This window comes from Methylocystis sp. Uni0008 (genome assembly GCF_056838045.1).
This window is the reverse complement of sequence record NZ_CM166370.1, coordinates 1,373,681-1,399,852: the sequence shown is the minus strand read 5'-3', so window position 1 is coordinate 1,399,852 and position 26,172 is coordinate 1,373,681. Positions and strand designations below refer to the sequence as shown.

Annotated in this window: 20 protein-coding genes; 15 read left to right on the top strand and 5 right to left on the bottom strand. The window is 63.2% G+C overall.

Features of this window, described 5'->3' with window-relative positions:
* Positions 1–138: 138 nt before the first annotated feature.
* From AC0X69_RS06845 to AC0X69_RS06835, 3 genes are all read right to left on the bottom strand, one after another.
* The gene (locus tag AC0X69_RS06845; RefSeq protein ID WP_482612567.1) at positions 139–1,134 is read right to left on the bottom strand and encodes a methyltransferase; all 996 of its coding nucleotides are present in this window, start codon (positions 1,132–1,134) and stop codon (positions 139–141) included.
* Between the two features lie 146 nt (positions 1,135–1,280).
* A complete protein-coding gene (gene eutC / locus AC0X69_RS06840; RefSeq protein ID WP_482612565.1) occupies positions 1,281–2,066 on the bottom strand; it encodes an ethanolamine ammonia-lyase subunit EutC in 786 nt (261 codons plus the stop codon).
* A gap of 3 nt (positions 2,067–2,069) precedes the next feature.
* Positions 2,070–3,449, bottom strand: coding sequence for an ethanolamine ammonia-lyase subunit EutB (locus tag AC0X69_RS06835; RefSeq protein WP_482612563.1), 1,380 nt, complete (start codon positions 3,447–3,449; stop codon positions 2,070–2,072).
* A gap of 157 nt (positions 3,450–3,606) precedes the next feature.
* Here AC0X69_RS06835 and AC0X69_RS06830 point away from each other — a divergent pair, with 157 nt between their 5' ends.
* Entirely contained in the window at positions 3,607–4,497 is an 891-nt protein-coding gene (locus tag AC0X69_RS06830) for a phosphotransferase (RefSeq protein WP_482612561.1), read from the top strand.
* Positions 4,494–6,941 carry a GcvT family protein gene (locus AC0X69_RS06825; protein ID WP_482612559.1) on the top strand — a complete coding sequence of 816 codons (2,448 nt, stop codon included), beginning with the start codon at positions 4,494–4,496 and terminating at the stop codon, positions 6,939–6,941. The genes AC0X69_RS06830 and AC0X69_RS06825 overlap by 4 nt, the downstream gene beginning before the upstream one ends.
* Positions 6,942–6,950: 9 nt before the next feature.
* Here the strand turns inward: AC0X69_RS06825 and rocD are convergent, their stop codons facing one another.
* Positions 6,951–8,192: an ornithine--oxo-acid transaminase gene (rocD, locus tag AC0X69_RS06820; protein WP_482612557.1), complete on the bottom strand. Its 1,242-nt coding sequence runs from the start codon at positions 8,190–8,192 to the stop codon at positions 6,951–6,953.
* Between the two features lie 124 nt (positions 8,193–8,316).
* Here rocD and amaB point away from each other — a divergent pair, with 124 nt between their 5' ends.
* The 11 genes from amaB to AC0X69_RS06765 all read left to right on the top strand — a co-directional run bounded on the left by amaB (position 8,317) and on the right by AC0X69_RS06765 (position 24,060).
* On the top strand, positions 8,317–9,855 hold the full coding sequence (amaB, locus tag AC0X69_RS06815; RefSeq protein ID WP_482612555.1) for an L-piperidine-6-carboxylate dehydrogenase: 1,539 nt from the start codon (positions 8,317–8,319) through the stop codon (positions 9,853–9,855).
* Between the two features lie 79 nt (positions 9,856–9,934).
* Positions 9,935–11,359, top strand: coding sequence for a 2-oxoadipate dioxygenase/decarboxylase HglS (hglS, locus tag AC0X69_RS06810; protein WP_482612553.1), 1,425 nt, complete (start codon positions 9,935–9,937; stop codon positions 11,357–11,359).
* A gap of 83 nt (positions 11,360–11,442) precedes the next feature.
* Entirely contained in the window at positions 11,443–12,435 is a 993-nt protein-coding gene (locus tag AC0X69_RS06805) for an NAD-dependent epimerase/dehydratase family protein (protein ID WP_482612551.1), read from the top strand.
* Positions 12,413–13,669 carry an aminotransferase class I/II-fold pyridoxal phosphate-dependent enzyme gene (locus tag AC0X69_RS06800; RefSeq protein WP_482612549.1) on the top strand — a complete coding sequence of 419 codons (1,257 nt, stop codon included), beginning with the start codon at positions 12,413–12,415 and terminating at the stop codon, positions 13,667–13,669. The genes AC0X69_RS06805 and AC0X69_RS06800 overlap by 23 nt, the downstream gene beginning before the upstream one ends.
* Positions 13,670–13,736: 67 nt before the next feature.
* Complete coding sequence (locus tag AC0X69_RS06795; protein WP_482612547.1) at positions 13,737–15,014, top strand: cystathionine gamma-synthase family protein; 1,278 nt, start codon at positions 13,737–13,739, stop codon at positions 15,012–15,014.
* Positions 15,015–15,135: 121 nt separating this feature from the next.
* Positions 15,136–15,468, top strand: a complete 333-nt coding sequence (locus AC0X69_RS06790) for an STAS domain-containing protein (protein ID WP_482612545.1) — start codon at positions 15,136–15,138, stop codon at positions 15,466–15,468.
* Positions 15,469–15,477: 9 nt separating this feature from the next.
* A complete protein-coding gene (locus AC0X69_RS06785; RefSeq protein ID WP_482612543.1) occupies positions 15,478–15,930 on the top strand; it encodes an ATP-binding protein in 453 nt (150 codons plus the stop codon).
* 76 nt (positions 15,931–16,006) lie between these two features.
* Positions 16,007–19,348, top strand: coding sequence for an NAD-glutamate dehydrogenase domain-containing protein (locus AC0X69_RS06780; RefSeq protein WP_482612541.1), 3,342 nt, complete (start codon positions 16,007–16,009; stop codon positions 19,346–19,348).
* Positions 19,349–19,352: 4 nt separating this feature from the next.
* The gene (locus tag AC0X69_RS06775; RefSeq protein ID WP_482612539.1) at positions 19,353–21,947 is read left to right on the top strand and encodes a PAS domain S-box protein; all 2,595 of its coding nucleotides are present in this window, start codon (positions 19,353–19,355) and stop codon (positions 21,945–21,947) included.
* 563 nt (positions 21,948–22,510) lie between these two features.
* A complete protein-coding gene (locus tag AC0X69_RS06770) occupies positions 22,511–23,170 on the top strand; it encodes a hypothetical protein (RefSeq protein WP_482612537.1) in 660 nt (219 codons plus the stop codon).
* Positions 23,171–23,748: 578 nt separating this feature from the next.
* Positions 23,749–24,060 (top strand): hypothetical protein, encoded by a 312-nt coding sequence (locus tag AC0X69_RS06765; RefSeq protein ID WP_482612535.1) that lies wholly within the window; start codon positions 23,749–23,751, stop codon positions 24,058–24,060.
* A 188-nt stretch (positions 24,061–24,248) separates the two neighbouring features.
* On the opposite strand, the gene AC0X69_RS06760 is transcribed toward AC0X69_RS06765, so the two are convergent.
* Positions 24,249–24,716 (bottom strand): VOC family protein, encoded by a 468-nt coding sequence (locus AC0X69_RS06760; protein ID WP_482612533.1) that lies wholly within the window; start codon positions 24,714–24,716, stop codon positions 24,249–24,251.
* 461 nt (positions 24,717–25,177) lie between these two features.
* On the opposite strand from AC0X69_RS06760, the gene AC0X69_RS06755 reads away from it, so the two are divergent.
* A complete protein-coding gene (locus AC0X69_RS06755; RefSeq protein WP_482612531.1) occupies positions 25,178–25,654 on the top strand; it encodes a MarR family winged helix-turn-helix transcriptional regulator in 477 nt (158 codons plus the stop codon).
* Positions 25,651–26,139, top strand: a complete 489-nt coding sequence (locus AC0X69_RS06750; RefSeq protein WP_482612529.1) for a VOC family protein — start codon at positions 25,651–25,653, stop codon at positions 26,137–26,139. The genes AC0X69_RS06755 and AC0X69_RS06750 overlap by 4 nt, the downstream gene beginning before the upstream one ends.
* Positions 26,140–26,172: the final 33 nt, after the last annotated feature.

Below are 26,172 nucleotides of genomic sequence, written 5' to 3'. Positions count from 1 at the left end.
ATCTTGGCGCCAGTCGCCAAGAGGCGTTGAAGGCTCAAGACGCGCGCCGTTACGTCGCGACAGTTCTCTCTGGAAGCGCTCAAAGCCTGGCCCGTGGAGCGCCGGCGCCAGAGCCGACCAATCCGGCTCACGCATATGTCACCCCTGTTGTTTCACGTTGAGGAAGACCGCCGCTATGCGGTCCACGTTCTGATAGGCTGGACGTTCCAATTCCTCGCCGAATACGTCAGGGTCCACCTCTTCGTAATCGAAGGAGACCGGAGAGGCGTCGAGGATCGGCTTCACAGACGCAAGAAATTGATCCACGCCGCCGATGATCGGCGCGCCGGTATAGAGCAGCAACCTTCCATTCGTTGCGAGATGCGCGACGCCTTCCCTCACGATCTCCAGCGAAAGCTCGATGCCGAGTTCGCCGCCGCCGTGGCGATAGAGCCGCTGAAAGTCGTCAACGAGATAGGGCGGGTTGGCGACGATGTGGTCGAACGGCCCATGCGCTTCTTCGAAGAGGTCGCTATGGACGGCCTGTGCGCGCGGAACGCCGTTGAGCGCCGCATTGACCCGCGCATAGCGCACGGCTTCCGGATTGATGTCCGAGAGCAGCAATTGCACGCGAGCATCAATGAGCTTGGCGGCGAAAATCCCGCCTGCGCCGCTGCCGCAGCCGACGTCGATCATGCGGCAGGGCGCTTGGACCCGAGGAAGCTCGGAATTTAGCGCCGATTTGATGCAGCGAGCGAAGCGGTAGGTGTCGGGCCCGAAGAAGACCGAGTCGGGCGCGTCCGTGGGAAAGGCTGAATGCGCATAGAGCTGGTCCTTGAGAGACGAGAACCGGACCTTGCTGCGCAACAGGCCGCCGTGGCGCGCCAACGCCTTCGCCTCTGCAAGATCATGCAAGACGTCGGCGGGCAGATCGCTCGCTGAGAAGGGCAGACTCCACCCGAAGACGCGCATAAGGGGCGTGCCGACAACTGAGGCACGGTGCACGACACGGCTATGGGTCAGCGGCGTTGTGGTCGTGAAGCGATAATCGTGATCACGCAGGCGCTCGCCCAGCCGAAGCAAAGCTTCGTCGGCGACGCTCAGCGTATGAGGATAAGCGCGGGTCGCAGTGGCCGCGTCGAGACTCAGTTGCAATCGGCAAGGACACCCCAGCAGGAGAGGTCTCAACTCTCGGCGCGTCCGATAGTTCCGATACGTTTGCGCTTGTGGTGGCGCCACTTAAGCTCGTGGCCTACTCGTCGTGTAGAAGGGCATCTCGGCAGAGAGCAGGCGCAAATCCGCTATTTCTTGGACTCGAGAGCGTGCAACTCTCCCGGCGCAAGCGTCTCGGCCTCGTCTTTAAGCTCGACGCCGGTCAATTGGCGCCGCCGCGCTTCGTGGCAAAGATAAAGCAGCTTGCGCGCCGCCTCGTCATAGGAGAGGCCTTGCGGGCGAATATTCGAGAGGCAGTTGCGCTCGGCGTCGGTGCGGCCGACGCGCGGCGCAAATGTGAGATAGACGCCCATGCTGTCCGGCGCTGAGAGGCCCGGCCGCTCGCCAATGAAAACCGCGGCGAGCCTTGCGCCGAGGATTTCGCCGATGTCGTCGCCGAGCGCGACGCGGCCCTGTTCTGCGAGAACTATTGGCGCGATTTTCCATGACTGTTGACCGAGCGACTGCAGCGTTCTTTCGAGAACCGCAATTGCGTGCCGAGCGATGGCGCGGGCGGACAGCCCTTCGGCGATGACGATCGCGATGTCGTAAGCCCCCGTGTGCGCCTGCAGTCGCTCGCGTGATTCGTCGTCCAGCCTTCGTCCGAGATCAGGACGCAGCAAAAAGCTGCGCCGGTCTCGCGCGGCGCTTTTCACGCGAACTGCGGTCAGCCCGCGTGAGGATAGCTGATCGGACAGAGCATCGATGTCGAGCCGTTCTTCGACCGCGTCACGCGCCTCGGCATGCGCCAGTTGAAAATCCAGAGTGGCGCGCGTCGTCAGCGCGGCGCCGGCGCGGGGCAGAAAAATTCTGGCCGGCGTCGCCGAACGCAGCACGGAGATTTTGTCATGAGGCGTCAGACGGCTGTCAGCCATCGCTCAGGCTCGCTCGAGAAGCGGCGCAAAGGACGCGGGGAGCGCCTGAGGCCGCGGTTCGCCCTGCGCGTCCGACAGACCGACCTCGTCCAGCCATTGCGCAAATTCCGGGGCCGGCGCGAGGTTCAGCATGCGCCGGACCGCGAGCACGTCGTGATAGGAGGTGCTCTGATAATTCAGCATCACATCGTCGGCGCCGGGGACGCCCATGACGTAATTGACGCCGGCGACGGCGAGCAACGTCAGCAGATCGTCCATGTCGTTCTGATCGGCTTCGGCGTGATTGGTGTAGCAGACGTCGCAGCCCATGGGCAGGCCGAGCAGTTTGCCGCAGAAATGATCTTCGAGCGCCGCCCGGGTAATCTGCTTGCCGTCGAAAAGATATTCGGGGCCGATGAAGCCAACCACCGTATTGACGAGCAGGGGCGCGAACGCCCGGGCGACGCCATAGGCGCGCGCTTCAATCGTCTGCTGATCGCAGTTCCAGTGCGCGTCGGCGGAGAGTGCACTGCCCTGGCCGGTTTCGAAATACATGACGTTGTCGCCGATCGTCCCGCGCTTTAAGGCGAGCGCCGTTTCGCGGGATTCTCGCAGCAGCGCGAGGTCGATCCCGAAGCTTGCGTTGGCGGCCTGCGTTCCGCCGATCGACTGGAACACCAGATCGACCGGCGCCTGCCGTTGCATCAGCTGCAGCGTCGTCGTCACATGGGCGAGCACGCAGGACTGGGTGGGAATGTTGAGCGTCTCGCGCAGTTCGTCGAGCAGGCGCAAGAGTTCGTAGCACTGATCGGGACTGTCGGACGCCGGGTTGACGCCGATCACCGCATCGCCATTCCCCAGCAGAAGTCCGTCGATGGCGCTGGCGAGAACCCCGCGCGCGTCATCCGTCGGGTGGTTCGGCTGAATGCGCGACGACAGCCGCCCGCGCAGGCCGAGCGTGTTTCGAAACCTTGTGACGACGCGCCGCTTGCCCGCGATCAAAATCAGGTCCTGGTTGCGGCAGATCTTGGAGACCGCTGCAACCATCTCCGGCGTGAGTCCCGATGTCAGCGCTGCGAGCGCCGTCTCATCGGCGGCGTCCGAGAGAAGCCAGTCGCGAAATTCGCCGACGGTCAGCGAAGCGACCGGCGCAAACGCCTCGCGGTCGTGGCTGTCTAGGATGAGACGCGTGACCTCGTCTTCCTCATAGGGAATGAGCGCCTCACTAAGGAATGCGGCGAGCGGCAGGTCGGCGAGAGCTATCTGGGCCGCCACGCGCTCGGCGGCGCTCGTCGCCGCGATTCCGGCCAGGCAGTCCCCGGACCGCAGGGGAGTGGCCTTCGCCATCAGCGCCTTGAGGTCCGGAAAATTATAGCGCGTACCGCGAATCGTCGTCGCATACATAGCTGACCTCGCACGACCCATTCAGGCTAGGGCGCCCATGCGGACCTGTCACCTTTCCGCCGTAAGGTTTTCCCCAGCCGCTTCGTCGCCCATGGCCTTTGCGCGCGATACGCATATATTAGTCGAGTCAGAGTTTGTTTTCCCGCCGCCGGAGCCGATGTCAGCTCATAACGCAGATTCCGAGACTCTGATACGCGGTCTCCCGCTCTGGCGCGGACCGATCGACATCGCGCCATTGCTCGGCGGCATAACCAACAAGAATTACATTGTGACGGACGGCGATCGCCGCGTCGTCATTCGCCTTGGCGGAGACATTCCCGTTCATGGCGTCATGCGATTCAACGAACTCGCGGCGAGCAGGGCAGCGGGCGCCGCGGGCGTATCGCCCAAGGTTCTTTATGCGGCGCCCATGGCGCTGGCGCTGGAATATGTCGCCGGCCGCACATATGAAGCGAGTGATATCCGCGAAAACCGCAGACGCTGCGTCGACCTTGTTAAGCGCGTACATCACGAGATCGCGCAGCATTTGCGCGGGCCGACGCTGGCGTTCAACGTCTTCCACATCATCCGCGACTATGCGCATACGCTCGTCGAGGATCGAAGCCGCATTTCCGAGAATTTGCCGCGCCTGCTCACGGCAAGCGAGATTCTGGAAAGGGCGACCGGCCCGATCGATCTCGTCTTCGGCCATAATGATCTCCTCGCCGCCAATTTCATCGACGACGGGCGACGCCTGTGGCTCGTCGACTGGGACTATGCGGGCTGGAACACGCCGCTGTTCGACCTCGGCGGACTCTCTTCCAATAACGGTTTCAGCGCCGCGGAAGACGACGCGATGCTCGAGGAGTATTTCGAGGCGCCGCCGACCGATGCGCTGCGCCGGCGCTTCAAGGCGATGCTCTGCGCGTCGCTGTTGCGCGAGGCGTTGTGGAGTTTCGTTTCGGAAAGTCGATCGACGATCGATTTCGACTATGTCGCTTATTCTGATCAAAACATGTTGCGCTTCGATGACGCCTGGGCTGCGTTTCAGCAGATGGAAAAGTCATGACCGATCTCCCGGCAAGCGCGCAGATCATCGTCGTTGGCGGCGGCATCGTCGGCTGCTCGGTGGCCTACCACCTCGCCAAGCGCGGCGTGGAGACGCTGCTTATCGAACGCCATCAGCTGACCTCGGGTTCGACCTGGCATGCCGCCGGGCTGATCGGGCAGCTGCGCACCAACGCCAATATCACGAAGCTCCTCGGCTATTCGGTGGAGCTTTACGATCGGCTCGAAGCAGAGACGGGCTATGCGACGGGCTGGCGACGCAACGGCGGGCTGCGTCTCGCCTGCAACGCCGATCGCTGGATCGAGGTCAAGCGGCAGGCGACTTCCGCGAGAAGCTTCGGCCTTGAGATGCAGCTCCTCAGCGCCAAGGAGGCGCAGACGCTCTGGCCGCTGATGAATGTCGATGACGTCGTCGGCGCGGCCTTCCTGCCGACGGACGGCCAAGCCAATCCTTCCGACATCACTCAGGCGCTTGCGAAAGGCGCGCGGCTTGCCGGGGCGAAGCTGATCGAGGGCGTCGCCGCCACCGATTTCATCGTCGAGAATGACCGCGTGCGCGGCGTCGTGACCGATCGCGGCGCGATCGCCTGCGAAAAGCTCGTCCTTTGCGCAGGGTTGTGGACCCAGCCGCTCGCGGCGCGCGCAGGCGTCTCCGTTCCGCTCTCCGCGGTGCATCATCAATATCTGGTGACCGAGAAAATCGTCGGCGTGACCAGCGATCTGCCGACGCTGCGCGACCCGGACCGGCTGACCTACTACAAGGAAGAGGTCGGCGGCCTGGTCATGGGCGGCTATGAGCCCAATCCCGTGCCCTGGTCGTCGGGCGCCGTGCCCGAGGATTTCGCCTTCCGTCTTCTCGAGGACGATTGGGATCATTTCGAGCCGATCATGGATCTTGCGCTCGGACGGGTTCCCGCGCTCGCCGAGGCTGGCGTCAAGCAGATGATCAACGGCCTGGAAAGCTTCACGCCCGACGGCAATTGGATGATCGGCGAGGCGCCGGAGGTAAAGAATTTCTTCGTCGGCGCCGGCTTCAACGCTTTCGGCATCGCCTCCGCAGGCGGAGCCGGCATGGCGCTCGCGGAATGGGCGGCGGACGGCGAACAGCCCTTCGATCTCTGGCCCGTGGACATCAGGCGTTTCGGCGCGCCGCATGGGGATCCGAACTGGGTGCGCGTGCGCACCCTCGAAGCCTATGCGCGTCATTACAGCATCGCTTGGCCCTTTGAGGAGTTCACGTCGGGTCGGCCGCTGCGGCGCTCGCCGCTCTATGAGCGGCTCAAGGCGAAGGGCGCGAGCTTCGGCGAGAAGATGGGCTTTGAACGGCCCAACTGGTTCGCGGATTTGAGCGCCGGCGAAGAGCCGCGCGATCGCTATTCTTTCGGCAGGCCGGGCTGGTTCGATGCGGTCGGACGAGAGCATCGCGCCTGCCGCGAAGCCGCGGCGCTTTTCGACCAGACGAGCTTCGCCAAGGCGCTCGTCGTCGGCAAGGACGCCGAAGCGGCGCTCTCATGGATCGCCGCCAACAATGTCGCCAAGCCGCCGGGCGCCGTCACTTATACCCAATTGCTGAACCACAAGGGCGGCATCGAGTGCGATCTGACGATCACGCGACTGGCGAGCGACCGATTCTATGTCGTGACGGGGACGGCGTTCGGCACGCATGACTTCGACTGGATCAGGCGCTCAATTCCGGAAGGATTGGCTGCGAGCGTGGTCGATGTCACCTCCGCGAATTCGGTTCTGGCGCTGATGGGGCCGCGCGCGCGCGAGATCCTGCAATCATGCTGCGACAATGATCTATCGAATGCGGCGTTCCCCTTCATGACCGCGCGCAAAATTCATCTGGCGGGCGCGCCGGTGCTGGCCATTCGCGTGACTTATGTCGGCGAGCTCGGCTGGGAGCTGCATATTCCCGTCGACTTCGCCGTCTGCGTCTACGACGCGCTCACCGAAGCGGGCGCGCCGTTCGGTCTTGTCGACGCCGGCTATAGAGCCATCGAATCTCTTCGTCTGGAGAAAGGCTATCGCGCCTGGGGCGCCGATATCGGCCCGGATCACACGCCGACGATGGCTGGCCTGGGCTGGGCCGTCAAACTGAAGTCGGGCGTCCCTTTTCAGGGCAGAGAAACGCTCGTCGAGGCGGCGAGCGTGCCCTTGCCGCGTCTTCTTGCCGGCTTCGTCGTCGAAGATCCCGAGACTGTGCTGCTGGGGCGCGAAACGATCTATCGCAACGGCGCGCGCGTCGGATGGCTGTCGAGCGGTGGCTATGGCTATTCGGTCGGCAAGCCGATCGGCTACGGCTATGTTCGCAGCCCAGATGGCGTCGATCCGGCGTTCGTCCTCTCGGGCGACTACCAGCTGGAAATCGCGGGCGAGCGCCGGCCCGCGAGAGTCTCGCTCTCGCCGTTCTATGATCCAAAAGGCGCGCGCATTCGCGCCTAGCCGCCGCGGCTAGGCTTCGAGCCGCTGGTGCGCGGCGGCCGCCTCCCCGACATCGCGTGGCGCGCGATACGTCGAAATCGTCTCTTCGACAGCGTCGAGCGCGAGATCGAGATCGTGCTCCGAGATCACGAAAGGCGGCGCCAGCCGAACCACCGTGTGATGCGTCGCGGTCGTCAGCACGCCCTTGTCCAGCAAGCCCTCGCAGATTTCTCGCGCGCTCGCGTAGCGCGGATCTATGTCGACGCCGGCCCACAAGCCGCGCCCGCGTACTTCCTTGATCGCCGGGGCGCGCATCGCGTGCAGCCGCTGCAGCATGCGCGCGCCAAGCGCCGCGCTGCGTTCGACCAGCCGCTCGTCACGAAGGACGCGCAGCGCTTCGAGCCCGACCGCTGCGGCGAGGGCGTTGCCGCCGAAGGTCGAACCGTGCGAACCCGGGGTGAAGACATCCATGACTTCGCGCTTGGCGACAAAAGCAGAGACGGGCAGCACGCCGCCGCCGAGCGCTTTACCGAGCATGACGCCGTCGGGGACGATATTCTCGTGCTGGAAGGCGAACCAAGTTCCGCTGCGGCCGAGTCCGGATTGAATTTCATCCAGCAGCAGCAAGACGCCGCGTTCGTCGCACAACCGGCGCAGTCCGGCGAGCCAGCCGTCGGGCGGCACGATGACGCCCGCTTCGCCCTGGATCGGCTCGACGAGAATCGCCGCGGTGTCCGGCGTGACGGCGGCTTCGAACGCCGCAAGATCCCCAAAGCGCGCAGCGCGAAAGCCCGGCATGAAGGGGCCAAAGCCGTCCCGATACTCCTTTTCCGAAGAGAAGCTGATGATCGCTGTGGTGCGTCCATGAAAATTGCCGGCGGCGACGATGATCTCCGGATTGGCGATTCCCTTGACGCGATGGCCCCAGCGGCGCGCCGCCTTGATCGCGGTCTCCACCGCCTCCGCGCCGGTGTTCATCGGCAATGCGACATCGAGCCCAGTCGCTTTGCAGAGCTCTTCGAGAAAGGGGGCGAGCCTGTCGTTGTAAAAGGCGCGCGACGGAACGGCGAGCCGCTGCGCCTGCTCAGCGAGCTTTGCAAGAATTCGGGGATGCGCGTGACCGAGGCTGACGGCTGAATAGGCGCTCATCATGTCGATGTAGCGCCGGCCTTCCACATCCCACAGATACGCGCCCTGTCCGCGCGTGAGGACGACGGGCAGAGGATCGTAGTTTCTGGCGACGTGCGGGTTTCTGAACGCCGAGTTGTCCATATCCGAGAGCTTTTTGCGCGCATCGACATTACATAGATGCGTGCGAACATGTGCGTGTCTATTACATAGTAGATGCGACGGGCGGCGCCAGCCACGTAAGTCCGTGCCAACATCGGGAGTCGAAATGGAGGCGCGCGTTCCGCATTCCGATCTTGCCGCCGAAACTGCGGCTCTTCTCAACAGGCTCGGGGTTAGATCTCCAACCATCGAGCGCGGAACGCTGGCGACCCGCTCGCCGATCACCGGCGAGGTTATCGCACGCGTCGAGAACGTGGATTCTGCTGCTGTGCAAGAGGCTGTCGCGCGCGCCGAGGAGGCGTTTCGCATCTGGCGCAATGTGCCCGCGCCGCGCCGCGGCGAGTTCGTGCGCCTGCTCGGCGAGGAGTTGCGCGCCGCCAAGACCGAGCTGGCGCGTCTCGTCACGATCGAGGCAGGCAAGATCACCACGGAGGGTCTAGGCGAAGTTCAGGAGATGATCGACATCTGCGACTTCGCCGTGGGCCTCTCGCGCCAGCTTCACGGCTTGACCATCGCCACCGAGCGTCGCGGGCATCGGATGATGGAGACATGGCGACCACTCGGGGTTGTCGGCGTCATTACAAGCTTCAACTTTCCCGTCGCCGTCTGGGCCTGGAACGCGGCGCTCGCGCTCGTCTGCGGGAATTCGCTCGTCTGGAAGCCGTCGGAAAAAACTCCGCTGGTCGCGCTCGCGACGCAGGCGCTGCTCGAGCGCGCCGCCGCGCGTCTCGGCGAAGCGTCTCAAGGGCTTTCCAATCTCGTCATCGGGGGCCGCGAAATCGGCGAAGCGCTCGTGGAGGACGCGCGGGTCCAGCTCGTGTCCGCAACGGGCTCGACGGCGATGGGCCGCGCTGTCGCGCCCCGCCTGGCGCGTCGCTTCGCGAAATCGATTCTCGAGCTTGGCGGCAACAACGCCGCTGTCGTATGCGCTTCGGCGTCTCTCGATCTCGCCGTGCGGGCGATCGCCTTCGCGGCGATGGGCACGGCGGGTCAGCGATGCACGACGCTGCGCCGGTTGATCGTGCATGAAGAGGTCTACGACGAGCTTCTCGCACGGCTACGAAGCGCCTACGCTTCAGTATCCGTCGGCGATCCGCGCGAGGGCGCCTCGCTCGTCGGGCCGCTTATCGACGGAAGCGCCTATGCGGCGATGTCCGCCGCGCTCGACGAAGCGCGCGGCGCTGGAGGTGAAGTGCTCGGCGGAGAACGCGTGCTTGCTCGAGAATTTCCCGACGCCTTTTACGTCCGTCCGGCGCTTGCGGAGATGCCGGGCCAGACAGACGTCATGCGACGCGAGACCTTTGCGCCGATCCTCTATGTGGTGAAGTTTCGCAGCCTCGATGAAGCCATCCGGCTGAACAACGACGTCGCGCATGGCCTCGCCTCTTCGATTTTCACGTCGCGGCTGGATGAAGCCGAACGCTTCATGGCCGCCGACGGCTCGGACTGTGGCATCGTGAATGTGAACATTGGCCCATCCGGCGCCGAGATCGGCGGCGCCTTCGGCGGCGAGAAGGATACGGGCGGCGGTCGGGAAGCGGGATCCGACTGCTGGAAGTTCTACATGCGCCGCGCGACCAACACGATCAATTATTCGGGCGAACTGCCGTTGGCTCAGGGCGTGAAGTTCGATCTGGGGGCTTAGCGGAAGGCAACGCTAAGCTCATGATTTCACGCGCCAGCGACTTAGATATGGAACGAAAGTCGACCGGGTCAGAGCTGCGATGAACCAGTCTCCTGCTTCCGCTGCTTCCGCGAACGCCATTCGCGCAATGTTCGCGTCGGCCGTTTCGGACATGTATCAGGCCGAAGCGCCGCAATATGGCGCGATGAAAGCGCTCGTCACCGAGGCCAATCGGAAGACGCTCGCGAATGATCCCCGGCTCGAGCGCCGCCTTGCCGAGAGGGGCGAACTTGCGCTCCTTGATGTGGAGCGTCACGGCGCCATTCGCGTCGGAACTGCCGAGGAGCTTTCCACGCTGCGCCGACTCTTCGCCATCATGGGGATGGCGCCGGTCGGCTACTACGATCTGTCGGTCGCGGGCATTCCGGTGCATTCGACGGCGTTCCGACCGATCGGCGAAAGCGCGTTGCGCGCCAGCCCGTTTCGGATCTTCACATCGCTTCTCCGCTTGCAACTCATTCCTGACGCGGAAGCGCGCGAGGTCGCAACCAAGGTTCTCGCTCGCCGAGACATCTTTACGCCGCGCAGTCGGGAGTTGATCGATCATTTCGAGAAGCGCGGATTTGACGATGAAGAGGCGCGCGCATTCGTTATTGAAGCGATCGAAATATTCCGCTGGAGCGGCCAGGCGACGGTCTCGTCAGCCGTTTATCGAAGGCTCTACTCAGCGCATCCACTGCTCGCCGACATCGTTTGCTTCAAGGGGCCGCATATCAATCATCTCACCTTGCACGCGCTCGATATCGACGCCGTGCACCGCGCCCTGGCCTCCTGCGACATGAATCCCAAGGCCATCATCGAGGGGCCGCCGCGTCGTCGCTGCCCGATTCTTCTGCGCCAGACGAGTTTCAAAGCGCGCCCCGAGCCTGTCGAATTCACCGAGGAGGACAGCCGCCGCACAAGCGGCGCGCATACGGCCCGCTTCGGCGAGATTGAACAAAGAGGCGCCGCGCTGACCGCCAAGGGACGCGCGCTCTACGACAGGCTGCTCGCTGAAGCGCAGGGCGCGTGCCCTCTTGCCGTCGACGGCTCCAACGCTTTCGCCTTCAATGAGGAGCTGGCGCGGCGCTTCGCCGCCTTTCCCGACGATGATGAAAGTCTGCGAAGGGAGAAGCTCGCCTTCTTCCGCTATTCGGCCGATCCGCGCGCGAGGGCAGGGGAGTCTTCCTCCCATGCTTCGATGGACGATCTCCTGCGCTCCGGCGCGCTGCGCGCCGAACCGATCACTTACGAGGATTTCCTGCCGGTCAGCGCCGCGGGCATCTTTCGCTCGAATCTCGGCGAGCGAAGCGCGGAAGAACTCGTTGAGCGCGCCGATCGAAGCGCTTTCGAAGGTGCGCTTGGCGCGCCGGTGATCGATGAACTCGCGCTTTATGCAGACGCGCAGGCGCGCTCCCTGACGGCGAGCCTTGGCGCGCTTGGCCTCGCATGCGCAGCCTCTCTTCAGTCGGCAAAATCGGCTTAGGCGCCTATTGGCGCGGCGGTGATCAGCCATAACTGAGGAGTATCGCGCTCCCCTCTTTGGAGCGCCGCGGATTCGGAAGGCGCATGCGACCTATTCTCGTCACCGGCGCGCTTGGCCAGATCGGCGCCGAACTGACGCCGGCGTTACGCAAGGCATATGGCGCTGACCGCGTCATCGCCTCGGATCTCGCGCAGGCGCAGCCAGCCGAGGAGGGCTACGAGCGTCTCGACTGCACGCAAGCTGAAGCGGTCGCCGATCTGATCGCGCGACGCGACGTCGGCGTCATCTACCACTTGGCGGCGCTCCTCTCGGCGGTGGCCGAGGACAGGCCGCAGGACGCGTGGGACGTCAATATGAGCGGGCTCTACAATGTGCTGGAGGCCGCCCGCCGCTTTGGCTGCAAGGTGTTTTTTCCTAGTTCTATTGCGGCTTTCGGCCCCTCGACGCCGCGCCGTCGCACGCCTCAGGAGGCAATCCAGAGGCCGACGACCATTTACGGCGTCACCAAAGTCGCCGGCGAACTGCTTTGCGATTATTACGCAAACCGCTTTGGCGTGGACGCGCGCGGTTTGCGCCTGCCCGGCCTCGTCTCCTGGGCCGCGCCCCCAGGCGGCGGCACGACCGATTATGCCGTCGAGATGTTTCACGCCGCCGTCCGACGCGAGCGCTATTCATGCTTTCTCGGCCCCGAGACGCGCCTCGACATGATGTATATGCCGGACGCGATAGCCGCCATTATCGAACTCATGGAGGCCGATCCCCGACGGCTGCGATACCGCAATGCCTATAACGTCTCGGCGATGAGCGTCACGCCGCGCGAGATCGCCGCGGAGATTCGCAAACATGCGCCGTCGTTCGCCGTGGAGTATCGCATCGATCCGAAGCGTCAGGCGATCGCCGATTCCTGGCCGCAATCGCTCGAGTCCGGCGCCGCGCGGGCTGACTGGGATTTCAACCCACGCTTCGATCTTGCCGCCATGACCCGCGACATGCTCGCGCGACTTGGCGCGGCGAGAGGTTCGTTTGACGATCCGATTTCCAGTGAGGTCCCCAATGCCAACGCAAGGTTTGGCTAAGGCGCTCGCGTCGCAGCTCGACGAGCTGTCGCGCGCCGGTCTGCTCAAAGGCGGTGAAAGTGTTCTCTACGGCGTCGTTCCTCCCCGCGATGGATACGGTCCGCGCTATCTCATCGAAGGTGAGGGCGAAAGGCCGTTTCTGCGCATGAACGCTAACAATTATCTTGGCATGTCGTTGCGCAAGGAGGTGATCGCCGCGGAGGAAGAGACGGCCGCGAAATTTGGCGCCGGTCCAGGCGCCGTGCGCTTTATCAGCGGCACGTGGGCGTCGCATGTCGCGCTGGAGCGTCGGCTGGCCGCCTTTCATTCGCGCGCCGCCGCGATCATCTTTTCGTCCGCCTATGCGGCGATGATGGGCCTCATTCCGCAGCTCGTCAGCAAGAAGACCGCCGTCATCAGCGACGAACTCAACCACAACTGCATCATCAACGCGATCTCGCTCGCGGCGCCAGCCGAGAAGCGGATCTATAAGCATCTCGATATCGGCGAACTCGAACGATGTCTCGACGAATCGGCGAAATCATGCAACCGCGCAATCATCGTGACCGACGGCGTGTTCAGCATGCGTGGCGATCATGCGCCGCTCGACCGCATCATGAAGCTGGCGCGCAGCCGAGACAGCGCCTTTGCCGAAGGGGCGATCGTCGTCGTCGACGATTCGCATGGCGTCGGCGCCCTCGGCGCGACCGGGCGCGGCGCGGAGGAATACACGAGGTCGGCGCCGGTCGACATTCTGGTCGCGACGCTCGGCAAGGCTTTTGGCGTCAACGGGGGTTATGTGGTGGGCGACGAAATCTTCATCCGCTACCTGCGCGAGCGCTCGCCGCTCTACGTCTACTCCAATCCGATTACGCCGGCCGAAGCCGCCGCGGCGCACAAGGCGATCGACGTTCTGGACAGTCCCGAAGGCCTGTCCCTGCTCGATCACCTGCGCGACATGACCGCGCGCTTCAAGGCCGGTCTTATCAGGCTAGGCTACGAGACCTTGCCCGGGGAGCATCCGGTCGTGCCGCTCGTCACGCGCGACGGCGATCGCACCATGGCGCTGGTCGCGCATCTGCGGCGTCGGGGCGTCCTCGTCACGGGTCTGACCTATCCGGTCGTGCCGAGAGGCGACGAGGAGATCCGCTTCCAGATCAGCGCCGATCACACGGCCGCGGACATCGACGCAGCCCTGGCGGCGCTGGCCGAGATGGCGAAGTCGAACGCTCCGGCCGCCGCGGCGGGCAAGTAGACCTTAGCGCGCTATTTCTACGCTTGCGGCGCCGCCTGCCGAGCGGGCGAGAGTCGAGGACAGGAACATGGACAGCGCGCGTTACCACAAGGCGAGCATCGGCAACCGCTTGCTTCAACCGGAAACGCTGATGCTGGGCTACGGCTACGATCCGGCGCTCTCCGAAGGCTCCGTTAAGCCGCCGGTATTTCTGACCTCGACTTTCGTTTTTCGAACGGCGGAGGACGGGCGCGACTTCTTCGACTATATGGCCGGCCGTCGCGCGCCGCCGGAAGGCGAAGAAACCGGTCTCGTCTATTCGCGCTTCAACCATCCCAATCTCGAGATCGTCGAGGATCGACTCGCCATCTACGAGCACGCCGAGTGCGGACTCGTCTTTTCTTCGGGCATGTCAGCCATCGTCACGACGATTCTCGCCTTCGCGCGGCCTGGTGAAACAATTCTGCGCAGCCGCCCGCTTTATGGCGGCACGGAAGTTCTCATCGACAAGACCCTGGCGCCGTTCGGCCTGACAGGCGTCGGCTTCACTGACGGGCTCGACGAAGCGAACATCCGCGCCGCAGCCGCGCGCGCGATGGCAATCGGACGCATCGCGATGATCTTCATCGAGACGCCGTCCAATCCGATGAACAGCCTCGTGGACATCGCGCTCGTGCGGCGAATCGGCGAGGAGATTGCCGAAAAGCAGGGCGCAAGGCCGGTCATCTGCTGCGACAACACGCTGCTCGGCCCCGTGTTTCAGTCGCCGCTGCGGCATGGCGCCGATCTGTCGCTTTACTCGCTGACGAAATATGTCGGCGGCCACAGCGACCTGATCGGCGGCGCGGTCATCGGCTCTTGCGCGCATCTCAAGACGATTCGCGCGATGCGTAGCGCGATTGGCACGCAGCTCGATCCGCATTCCTGCTGGATGCTCGGCCGCTCGCTCGAGACCTTGTCATTGCGCATGAACCGCGCGGCGGAAAACGCGGCGATCGTCGCGAATTTTCTGGCGCGCCACCCCAAGGTCGCCTGCGTTCACTACCCGCCGCTGCTTCCGGCCGATCACCCCCAGCGGCTGTTGATGGAGCGCCAGTCGAGTTCCGCCGGCTCCACCTTCTCCTTCGACGTCGTCGGCGGACAGGCCGAAGCCTTCGCCTATCTTAACCGGCTGCAGATCTTCAAGCTCGCGGTCAGCCTCGGCGGCACCGAATCCCTGATCTGTCATCCGGCGACGACGGTGCACTCGGGGCTCAGCGAAGAGGCCCGCCGCGAAATCGGCATTGCGCCTGCCCTCGTTCGCGCGTCGATCGGCATCGAACATCCGGACGATCTCGTCGCCGACCTCACGCAGGCCTTCGCTTAAACGAGTCGTTAACCGTGGCCGACTCGCTAGCCGAGACTGCGCGCTAGGGCCTGTTAATCGCGCGCCGCAGACATATCTATTGATGGCCTGTTTAGATGCGAAATCGAGCAGAGACTGAGCAATGAGAGCAGCTAAGGAAGTGCGAGACGACCGAACGGTTCTGAGCATCCAGGAGGATCGCATCGATGCGCACAACTCCGGCGAACTCAAGGATCTGGTGTTGAAGACGCTCGAGAGCGGCGCTCGAAACGTGGTGATTGATCTCGCGAGAGTCCAATTCATCGACAGCTCAGGGCTCGGGGCTCTGCTCTCCGGCTACAAAAATGCGAGTTTGCGCTCGAGCGGATTCGCCTTGGCGGGACTTCAGCCGCGCGTCAGATCGATGTTCGAACTCACAAGGCTGCATCGGGTTTTCGACATCTATCCGAGCCTGCAACTCGCCTTGAGCGCCTGAACAGAGCGCGTGAATCGAGGATGTACGGTGATCGAAATGTGCGAGACGATCGTCAATCTGGACATCGTCGTTCCCAATGAGACGAGATATCTGCGTCTCGTCGGCGGGATCGCCGAACAACTCGCGAAGGAGTTGGACATTCAGGAGGATCAACGCGAAACGCTTGCCTTCCACCTCAATCTTGCGCTGACCGAGGCCGTCGCCAATGCGATCCAATACAGTTCAGCGGCGCACGCGAAAGACACTGTTCGGATCTGTCTTTCGGTCGAAGACGCCTATCTCTCGGTTCGGGTTTTTGACCATGGCAGAGGCTTTGATTTCGCCGCCGTGCCCTCGCCTGACTTTGACGAACTTCGTGAACGCGGCCGCGGCATTTTCTTCATCCGCTCTGTGATGGACTCTGTCCAATATCGCAAAACGGACTCGGGCAATGTGCTCGAAATGCGCAAGAAGATCGCTTAGACGGTTGGCCCCCGTGCTCCGCTCAACCGACACACTGACGCCTCAAGCGCCCCCCGCTCTCGACTGGGACGCTGTCGTGCAGAGGTTTCTCCGCAGCGCCCGCCGCCGCCTGCCGCTTAGACGGTCCGACCCGACGCAGGCGCTGCCGAAATCCTACCGCTATCTCGTGGCGCCTCGACGCGCCGCGCGTGATCTCGCGCTGATTGCGGCGAACGATGATGCGCGCGAGATTGTCGAATTGCGCCCGCTTCGCGTCTCTGGCGGCGCCAAGCCAGGTTACGAAGTTCGCCTAATCGGCCAGAAGGAGCGCGCGCTCGACGAACTGTTGCCTATACTGCAGAACCTCGGACTGCGCGTCGCGGACCAGATTTCGTTCAAGTTGAATCTAAGCGTCGGACCGCGTTTCATCCGAAGCTTTACCGTTGAGCCTTCGGTTTCGGGCGGCCCGAGCATGGCGCGGTCTCGCGCTCGTCTATTGGAGGCGCTCGAAGCCGTGCTTGCAGCGCAGGTTGAAAGCGATCCCTTGAACGGCCTGGTTCTGATCACTCAACTGGACTGGAGACAGATCGATCTCTTTCGTGCCTATTGCAGCTACTATCAGCAGCTCGGGTTAAGGATCGAGCGCAGCCGGATCTATCGGGCGCTCTTACGCAGTCCAGCAGCCGTCGACCTTCTCTATCGCTATTTCGAGGCGCGGTTCACGCCGGATCGAGACGGGCGGGATTCTTTTCAGATCGAACTGGAATCTCTCACGCCCGTCAGGGCGCAACTCGTCGACGTTCTGGACAAGGTCGAGGACGCAGGCGACGATAGAATCCTGCGCAATCTTTTCAACCTCATCGATGCGACCGTCAGGACGAATTTCTATTTTTCCAGTGAGCGATCGCGTGACGTCATCGCCCTGAAGATCAGCAGTCTCGGCGTATTCAACATGCCGCCTCCAAAGCCGATGGCGGAGATCTACGTTCACTCGCTCTCCATGGAAGGCGTGCATCTTCGCGGCGCAAAGGTTGCGCGTGGCGGCATCCGCTGGTCCGACAGGCCGGAGGACTTCCGCAGCGAAATACTCGCGTTGATGCAAACCCAGATGATCAAGAACGCTCTCATTGTGCCGCAAGGCGCCAAGGGCGGCTTTGTTCTGAAGACTCGCTCCGCAGACGCTGCGCAGAGACAGCGCCTTGGCAAGGACGCCTACACGCAATTCCTGCGGGGGCTGCTCGATCTCACGGACAATCTCAAGGACGGCAAGATCGTTCGGCCGCCGGAGCTGGTCATCTATGACGACGCTGATCCCTATCTCGTCGTCGCCGCGGACAAGGGCACCGCCACCTGGGCGGACGTCGCTAACGAGATTTCGCAGTCTTACGACTTCTGGCTCGGCGACGCCTTCGCCAGCGGCGGCGCGCATGGATATCATCACAAACGTCTGGGGATCACCGCGCGCGGCGCATGGGTGTGCGTCAGACGGCATTTTCGCGAGCTTGGCCGCAACGTGGATGCGGAGCCGATCACCGTTGTGGGGGTCGGCTCAATGGATGGCGACGTCTTCGGCAACGGCATGTTGCAGACGCCAAACATTCTTTTGCGAGCCGCGTTCGACGGTCATTACATATTCCTGGATCCGAACCCGGATCCGCTCGTTTCCTTCGCCGAACGCCGCCGCTTGTTTGAGCTGCCGCAGTCGACGTGGCGCGACTATAATTCGGCGCTGCTCTCCAACGGCGGCGGCGTCTATCGGCGCGACGCGAAGGACGTTCCGCTCAGCCCGGAAGTGCGCGAGTGGCTCGGCGTGCGCCACAGCGCCGTCGATGGCGAATCTCTGGTGCGCTGGCTGCTGACGGCGCCCGTCGATCTGCTGTGGATGGGCGGCGTCGGCACTTACGTGAAGGCGAGCTCCGAAACCAACGAGAGCGTCGGGGATCGCGTCAACGACGGCGCGCGGGTCGATGCGCTGCAGCTGCGCGCCAAGGTCGTTGGCGAGGGCGCAAATCTCGCCTTTACGCAACGCGCCCGCATTGAATACGCCCTGCGAGGCGGCCGCATCAATACGGACGCGGTCGATAATTCCGCCGGGGTCGATCTCTCGGATCACGAAGTCAATTTGAAGACTCTGCTCCGCGCGCCGGGGGAAGAGAGCGCTCGGAAAGTTAAGGATCTCCATGGCCTGCTCGAGTCGCTGACGACGGATGTCTGCGCTTCTGTATTGCAGGACAATGATCGACAGAGTCTCTGCCTGTCGTTGGATCAGGCGCGCTGCCGAATCCAACTCGACCCTTTTATGGATCTTGCGGAGCAACTCGAGAACGCCGGCTATATCAACCCGGTCGCCGAAGCCTTTCCGACGCGACGGGACGTATCGGCGCGCGAGACGAAGGAACTGACCCGGCCGGAACTCGCGGTGCTCATGGCGAGTTCCAAGTTGGCGTTGAAGCAGCGACTGCTCGAAGATGAGACGTTTCTGCAGGGATCATGGTCGTATGAATTCCTGGCGAGCTATTTCCCGGAATCTGTGCGCTCGCAGTTTCCGGAACGAATCAGAAGCCATTCGCTCGCGCGCGAAATCGCGGTGACCGTGATCTGCAACAAGGTGATCGATCAGTCGGGCGTATGCTTCCTGCTGTTTGGCGAGGGACTGATCCCGACGCTGCTCAGCTACGCCGTCAAGCTCTATCTCTCCTTCGATCGGATATTCGCAGGCGACCGATGGCGCGAAGCTTTCGAAGCGCGAAATGAGCTGGACGCCGCGCGCCACTACAGCCTGCTTCTCCAGCTCGAAGACGCTCTCGCCTATATGTGCCGATGGGCGATGCGACGCGGGCGCCGGCTGAGCCCGAGCGACGAAGCGATCGGACGGTGGCGCGCCGATCTACACGCCTTTCGTGAGCGCGTAGGCGCCGCCGAGCCGACCGGCGCGCCATCGCTGGGGGAACCCTATTTCGACCGCGTGGGCGACTTTCCCTTCCTTGTCGCGCTTACGCGCGACTCCGGCGAGGACATGCAGGTCGCCGGCGCCTATTTTGATCGGGCGGCCAATCTTTTCGGCTTGCCGAAGCTTGTGGCTATCCTCGCCGGCGTGAAGCCGAGAGATCGCTGGGAGCAGCAGTTGCTCGCGGCGCTCGACTCGCGAATGCGAGATGTCTCGGCGCGCATCGCGTCCTTGCAGTTGCAAAATGGCATCGGCGACGCGCGGGCGTTATTCCGCAATGTCGGACTGGAGTTTCGTGTCGCCGGGCTTGAGCGCATGGCGTTCAAACTCGAGGCTTCGCTGTTCACGACGCTGACGCCGGTCGCGGCTTTTGTGGCGGAGCTGAGCGCCCTCGTCGACGCATGCGACGCCGCTTACCGCAGCCGCTCGGCGGAGGCATCCGACGGCGGTCGAAAGAGCGTCCGCGCGTCTTCCAAGGCTGGAGGTTCGTAGCGGGATGGAAACGCTTACGGCCGACCGCGCCATTCTCGACGCTTTCGACGAGGCGCTATGCATTCTCGAGCCCTCGGGCGCTCTGCGGTCGATGAATCGAGCCGCGGAGCGTCTTACAGGCTATCCCGAATGCGAGCTTCGCGGGCAGCCCTTCTTTTCCCGCATCCTCGCGACTGGGGCCGACGATTGCGAGCCTCTGTCGCCCGCACGGCCCACGCGCGAGCTGCTTTCGCTGCGCGTGCGGCGCAAAGACATGACGACGCTGGACGTTCGCTGCGAGGTCGACCCGCTTTCCGGCGACCGGGACGGCGGCTCGCTGATCAAGCTTCGCCCGATCGACGCGGCGAGCCAGGCGGTCGCGCTCGACGACATCAAGCAGAAGCTCGGAACGATCTTCGGCGGCATGGTCGACGGCCTCGTGGTGATCAATGAGATCGGCGACATATTGCTCTTCAGCCGAGGCGCGGAGAAGCTGTTCGGCTATTCGGCGGAAGAAGCGCTCGGCAGAAACGTCAAGATGCTGATGCCCTCGCCCTATCGCGAGGCGCATGACGGCTATCTCGCCGCCTATAGAAAGACCGGCGTCAAAAAGATCATCGGCGTCGGCCGGGAGGTGGTCGGGCGGCGAAAGAACGGCGCGACCTTCCCGATGTATCTCTCGATCGGCGAAATCCGACTCGAAGGCGTGCGCTACTTCGTCGGCGTCACCCACGACATGACGCGCCTCAAGCGCGCCGAAGACCGTTTGGTGACGCTCTCCGCCGCCGTCGAACAAAGTCCGATCGCAGTGATGATCACCAACAAGGATGGCGAAATTGAATATGTGAACAGCCGTTTCGCCAGCCTCACCGGCTATCCGCCGCATGAGCTGATCGGCCAGAACCCGCGAATGCTTCAGTCGAAGCGCACCGAGGGCGATCAATATCGGCGGCTCTGGGAGAGCATCAGCGCCGGCGTCGAATGGCGCGGGCAGATCCAGGACAAGCGCAAGGACGGCACGCTCTACTGGGCGTCCGAAATCATCCGCCCGCTGCGCGACGCGAAGGGCGAGATCACCCATTATCTCGCCATTCAGCAGGACATCACCGAACAGAAGCGCGACAAGGAGGCGCTGTTCGAGAGCGAGCAGCGGTTCCGGCAGATCGCCGACATGGCCGGCGACTGGCTGTGGGAGCAGGATCAGGACGGCCGCTACACCTACAGCAGCAGCGCCGTCGAAGACGTTCTCGGCATGGCGCCCGAGGAGGTTCTCGGCAAGACCTATTCCGATCTCTTCGCCGCGGAGGACTCGAACGACGCCGCCGCGGCGCAGAAGCATGCGGCGCTCCGCCGGGCTTTTCACCGCGTCGTCAATCACTATCGCCACAAGAGCGGCGGCGACGTCTTCACCGAGTCGACCGGGGCGCCGATCTTCGACGAAGGCGGCCGGCTGATCAAATGGCGCGGCGTCGATCACGACATCACCGCGCGCAAAAAATTCGAGGACGCGCTGCGCGTGCGCAACCGCGCGATCGAATCGGTGCCGATCGGCATCGCCGTCTGGGACGCGCAGGCGCCGGGCGTTCCCAACATCTACGTCAATCCGGCGCTGAGCCGCATCACCGGCTTCACGCGCGAGGAGCTGCTCGGCCACAGCCTGCATCTCCTGCGCGGGCCGGAGACGGACCCCGCGGCGCTCGAAGAGATCCGCAACGCCATCCTGCGCCGCCAGAGCTGCCAGATCACGGTGAAATTCTACCGCAAGGACGGCTCCGCCTTCTGGGACGAACTCTCGATCTCGCCGGTCGCCAATGAGACGGGGCGCATCACCCATTTCGTCAGCGTCCACGCCGACATTTCCGACCGCCGCCGGATCGAAGAGAGCCGGCACGAGCTCGAAATCGCCAAGCACATCCAGCTGTCGCTGCTGCCGAACGCGCCGCTGCGCACGCCGCACATGGAGATCGCCGGCATCTGCGTGCCCGCCTCGCATGTCGGCGGCGACTATTTCGACTATTTCGAAAACGCCGGCGTCATCGACATCGTCATCGCCGACGTTTCCGGCCACAGCGTCGGCGCCGCGCTGATCATGACCGAAGTGCGCAGCACGCTGCGCGCCGAGACGCGCAAGGCGACCAACGCGTTGAGCGGCCCGGCGGAGCTGCTGCGCGACCTCAACGACCTGCTGCACGAGGACCTCTTCGCCGCCGACCTCTTCATCACCATGTTCTACTGCCGCTTCCTGCCGTGGACGCGCACGCTGCAATACGCCAACGCCGGACAGAATCCGCCGCTGCTGCTGCGCGCGGGGAGCGCGATGTGCGCGCAGCTCGACGCCGACGGACTCGTGCTCGGCGTGATGCGCGCCGTCGATTTCAAGGAGGGGAGCGTCGAACTCGCCGCCGGCGACAAGCTGCTGTTCTACACCGACGGAATCACCGAGGCGCAAAACCGCCAGGGCGAGTTCTTCGGGCTCGAACGCCTGTCCACATCCTTCATGCAGCATCGCCGCCTCTCGCCGCGAGACCTCATCGAGGCGGTGCTCGCCGACGTGCGCGCCTTCCGCGGCGAGGCGCCGGCGTCCGACGACGTCGCCATGGTGGTGGCGGAAGTGTGCTGAGAGGGGAGCGCACGCGCGCATGGGCGGCGTTGGGCGCGCGAAAATGTTCCGCGGCCGTGCGGCGCGCGGGGGCGAGCGGTCCGGGACGCCCCGGCCGTCGCTGGCCGCAGCGCTAAGAAATGTCTTCGACTGCCGGTTTCTCCCGGACACGGATCGCGTCGTCTCGCCGCCTCCGGGCTGAGGGAGCCGCTCCCCATCGTTCGGGTAACCGACGCCTGCGCCATCCTCGGATATTGTGGTCCGGGCTTTCAAAGCCTGCACATGAGTTTCGTCTGAGCCTTGCGGCTCATCGAAGGGCTCATGCGTCTCCGCGCAAAGGAGAGAAGCCCAGACCGGCGACGCGCCGCCGGATCAGGGAACGAGGGTCGTTCGTCCCGCCGGATCCGTCCTTCGCCGGCGCCGCTCGACCCTGAGCCGCGCCCTCGCTTGACGAAGGCGAGCGGAGGATAGGAATTTATTCATAGATGTCAAGAGGGCGCGGGAAGCACGTGTCGACTTCCACGACACATTCGTCGACCCTATTCTCCGAGGGAAACCCGATTTCCTTAGTAGGTCGCAGCCTCATGACAAAGCCCCCTATTTCGTACCACGACACGGTCGAAATAATTGATCCCGAAGACGACCCGATAAATGGCCCGTCTTGCGGCAGCAAGGCTGCGGAATTTTATGCGAATTTGGGAAAAACAATGACGCTTTGGGCGCGTGTTGAGCGTTCAGTTTTTGATCTCTTCGTATTTGGAATGATGGCAGATCGGCAGAAATGTTCTTTTCTATTTTATCGATATCAGTCCATAAATGACAAACTGGATATTACAAATATTATTCTCAAAATGGCTCTTGAAGAAGATTGGTACATTAGATGGAGTGAAATATATAAAGCTCTAAATGGGAGATTGAATTTCAGAAATAGTCTTGCTCACAACCCGATTTTCAAAGACTTGGCTCTTTCTCCTTATAGAGATTCCCACTTTGTATACTACTCTGCAACAGAGTCGAGGAAGCCGGCGACGAAGGGACGATACTACATAGCACTAGAAGACATTAAGGCTCATAACGAATGGCTGATATCAATTATCAGTAATATGGAATCCTTCGGGATTCCCGCTAACGCTAGGAGGCAGTCGACCGAAACCCCTCTACAAGAGGAGTTTCTGCCGCCCTCACCATTCAAACCATCACAGGTTCAGCGATCCGGGAGTGCTTCAAAAACGCCACGCGACTAGCAATGCTCTCCCGGCTGATTGCAATCGCAGACGTTCAGATCGACATTGCTAGGGACGCGACGACGTCGCAGTCCAGTAATTGCCGCGATCTTTTGGACCGGCTCGCAATATTGCCGCCAGGCCGAAGGCCTGATCGGGAATCCAGAGCAAATTCGCGAATGATTGGCTTTTCTGGATCCCGATCGCGCGCTGCGCGCGCGTCGGGAACGGCGCCCGGGTCAATTCCACCAGCGCGCGCCTTGGGAAGGACAGGACTACGCCATGCAGCGTGCGGGGGAGCGCGTCTCAATGGTCAGTGTCATTCCCGGCAGGCCGAAGGCTGATCGGGAATCCAGAGTGGTTTCGCGAATGATCGGCATTTCTGGATTCCCGATCGCGCGCTGCGCGCGCGTCGGGAATGACATCGAGGCATGTGCCCAAACGCGCGCGACGGGAATGACACTACTTAGCGGCGCGTGGGAAATGACAGCTTTGCTCGCATGTTTCCAAACGACAGCGAGGCTTTCGCTGTCCTCTTGACGCGGCGCTTGCGCAGCCAATTTCACCCTCATGCGCCCAGCGGTAGCGAGGGTAAGACAATGGCCACTTATCGTGTTCGCGAAGTCAAATTCCTCGAGACCGAGGGCGGCCACGTCAAGCTGAAGCCGCTGCGCGAATATGAGCGCGAAGCGTCGGACGCGGCGAGCGTCATCGCCGAGGTCAGCCGCTTCTTCGAGATGGAGCTCTCCAGCCCCAAGGCGCTCGACGTCGTCGATTTCGACGAGGTGATCATCCTCGATGAAAAGGGCGCGGTCGTCGCCCGCTTCGGCGTGGCCGACTTCTGGGAGCAGGAGTGGAACGCCGTCGCCGCGAGAACAGGCGCCGAAAAAGTCGACAGACTTTCTCGCTGAGAAGCTGCAACGAGTTTTGCGCCGAGCGTATTGCCGAGAGTCGAACGCCTGATCGAGAATTGCGCGCATATTCGCGAATGACCGGCTTTTCCGGTTTCCCGATCGCGCGCAACGCGCGCGTCGGGAAGGGCGCCGGGGGTAATCCCGAGAGCGCGCGTCGCGATCGATCCATCCAAATGCGGCGCGATCTAGGATTCGCCGCGAAACGCTCTCTCGACCGCGGCGATGTCGATCTTCACCATGCCGAGCATCGCCTGAAAGGCGCGCCCCGCGGCGGCGCGATCTTCATCCATGAACATGCGCGGCAGCGCTTCCGGCACGATCTGCCAGCGCACGCCATAGCGGTCTTTGAGCCAACTGCATTGGATCGGCGTTCCGCCGCCCGCGAGCAGCTTCTCCCAAAGCGCGTCGGTCTCGCGCTGGTCCTTGGTCATCACAGAGATCGAAAAGTTTTCATTATGAATCGTCTCGCGGCCCATGTTCAGACCCTGATAGGGCGTCCCGGCGAGGGTGAAGGAGACGAGCAGGGCGGGTCCTTCCGGCTCGCGGCGGAAGGTGCCTTCGAAGACCGAATCCGGAATGACAGAGACATAGAAGCGCGCCGCTTCCTCCGCCTGATCCTTGAAGGCGATGCAGGTTCTGACTTTGGAATTCATGGCTGCTCCTTGCTTCGTGTCTGGCATTTCTAAAGGCGGTTAGGTTTCCTCATCCTAAAGGAGCGCCCGAAGGGCGCGTCTCGAAGGACGAGGAAACCTTCATGCGCCGGTTCTGCAACGCGCCCTCGTGCTTCGAGACGCCGGCCTGAGATCGGGCCGGCTCCTCAGCATGAGGGCGAGGGGGGCTGCGACGGCTCCTGGGCATGAGGGCGTGGGCGCTGCGACGGCTCCTCAGCATCAGGGTGAGGGAGGCGGAACTTTCGGAGTCATGGCTGCTCCTTGGCGGTTGTCATTCCCGACGCGCGCCTGCGCGCGATCGGGAATCCAGAGCTTCACCCGCCTTCGTAACTCTGGATTCCCGATCAGGTCTGCGGCCTGTCAGGGAAGAAGTGCCGCGATTTGTGCGCCCCGAACGAAGACTGGACAATCTTCATAAACGTTGATATCAACATATCAACGCCATGTCAAAGAAGCTGCCGATCGAGGTCGTTCATGAGGTCCGCGACGCCTGTCTCTGCCTTGCCACGCAACGCGCCGCGCGCAGGCTCGCGCGACGATTCGATCGGGGCTTCGCGCCGCTCGGACTCACCAACGGGCAGTTCTCGCTGATGATGTCGCTCAACGCGCCGCAGCCGCCGACGTTGGGGCGGCTCGCCGAGGCGCTCGCCATGGATCGCACGACGCTCACCGCGGCGCTGAAATCCCTGGAGCGGCGCGGGCTCGTCGAAACGCGACTCGACGAGAAGGACCGCCGCGCGCGCAGGCTGTTCCTGACGGCGGCGGGGCGCGATCTGCTCGCCGCCGCGCTGCCGATCTGGCGGCGCGAACATGCCGCGCTCGACGCGCAAATGTCGCACAGCGACGGACAAAGGCTGCGCAAGGCGCTGCGCACATTAGGGGCTGAAACGCACACAGCAGGAAAGGACGTCAAAGCATGAACGCCAATGTCGAAAAAAAACCGCCATGCATGCGGTCGATCACGCCGCATCTCATCTGCGCCGGCGCCGCCGACGCGATCGAGTTCTACAAAAAGGCGTTCGGCGCCGAAGAGACGATGCGGATGCCGGGGCCCGACGGGCGGCTGATGCATGCGGCGGTGAAGATCGGCGACTCCATGCTGATGCTCGTCGACGAAATGCCGGAATGGGGCGCGCTGGGGCCGAAGGCGCTCAACGGCTCGCCGGTCACGATCCATCTCATGGTCGACAATGTCGACGAGGTTTACGCGCGCGCGGTCGCCGCCGGCGCGGCGGCGAAAATGCCGGTCGCCGACATGTTCTGGGGCGACCGCTATGGCAAGGTGGTCGACCCCTTCGGCCATGAATGGTCGATCGCGACGCATGTGCGCGACATGACCCCGGAGGAAATGCTGGAGGCGGGGCGCGAGGCGATGGCGAAGGGCTGCGCCGAGGCGACGGCCTGATAAAGGAAAGCGGGCCGGAATGCCGGCCCGCTT

Bases quoted from the DNA above. Each gene is read 5' to 3' on its own strand.
- AC0X69_RS06835 (WP_482612563.1), bottom strand. From the start codon at position 3,449: ATGTATGCGACGACGATTCGCGGTACGCGCTATAATTTTCCGGACCTC.
- amaB (WP_482612555.1), top strand. From the start codon at position 8,317: ATGGAGGCGCGCGTTCCGCATTCCGATCTTGCCGCCGAAACTGCGGCT.
- AC0X69_RS06765 (WP_482612535.1), top strand. From the start codon at position 23,749: ATGGCCACTTATCGTGTTCGCGAAGTCAAATTCCTCGAGACCGAGGGC.
- hglS (WP_482612553.1), top strand. From the start codon at position 9,935: ATGAACCAGTCTCCTGCTTCCGCTGCTTCCGCGAACGCCATTCGCGCA.
- AC0X69_RS06790 (WP_482612545.1), top strand. From the start codon at position 15,136: ATGAGAGCAGCTAAGGAAGTGCGAGACGACCGAACGGTTCTGAGCATC.
- eutC (WP_482612565.1), bottom strand. From the start codon at position 2,066: ATGGCTGACAGCCGTCTGACGCCTCATGACAAAATCTCCGTGCTGCGT.
- AC0X69_RS06830 (WP_482612561.1), top strand. From the start codon at position 3,607: ATGTCAGCTCATAACGCAGATTCCGAGACTCTGATACGCGGTCTCCCG.
- AC0X69_RS06800 (WP_482612549.1), top strand. From the start codon at position 12,413: ATGCCAACGCAAGGTTTGGCTAAGGCGCTCGCGTCGCAGCTCGACGAG.
- AC0X69_RS06750 (WP_482612529.1), top strand. From the start codon at position 25,651: ATGAACGCCAATGTCGAAAAAAAACCGCCATGCATGCGGTCGATCACG.
- AC0X69_RS06760 (WP_482612533.1), bottom strand. From the start codon at position 24,716: ATGAATTCCAAAGTCAGAACCTGCATCGCCTTCAAGGATCAGGCGGAG.
- AC0X69_RS06795 (WP_482612547.1), top strand. From the start codon at position 13,737: ATGGACAGCGCGCGTTACCACAAGGCGAGCATCGGCAACCGCTTGCTT.
- AC0X69_RS06770 (WP_482612537.1), top strand. From the start codon at position 22,511: ATGACAAAGCCCCCTATTTCGTACCACGACACGGTCGAAATAATTGAT.
- AC0X69_RS06805 (WP_482612551.1), top strand. From the start codon at position 11,443: ATGCGACCTATTCTCGTCACCGGCGCGCTTGGCCAGATCGGCGCCGAA.
- AC0X69_RS06755 (WP_482612531.1), top strand. From the start codon at position 25,178: ATGTCAAAGAAGCTGCCGATCGAGGTCGTTCATGAGGTCCGCGACGCC.
- rocD (WP_482612557.1), bottom strand. From the start codon at position 8,192: ATGGACAACTCGGCGTTCAGAAACCCGCACGTCGCCAGAAACTACGAT.
- AC0X69_RS06775 (WP_482612539.1), top strand. From the start codon at position 19,353: ATGGAAACGCTTACGGCCGACCGCGCCATTCTCGACGCTTTCGACGAG.
- AC0X69_RS06825 (WP_482612559.1), top strand. From the start codon at position 4,494: ATGACCGATCTCCCGGCAAGCGCGCAGATCATCGTCGTTGGCGGCGGC.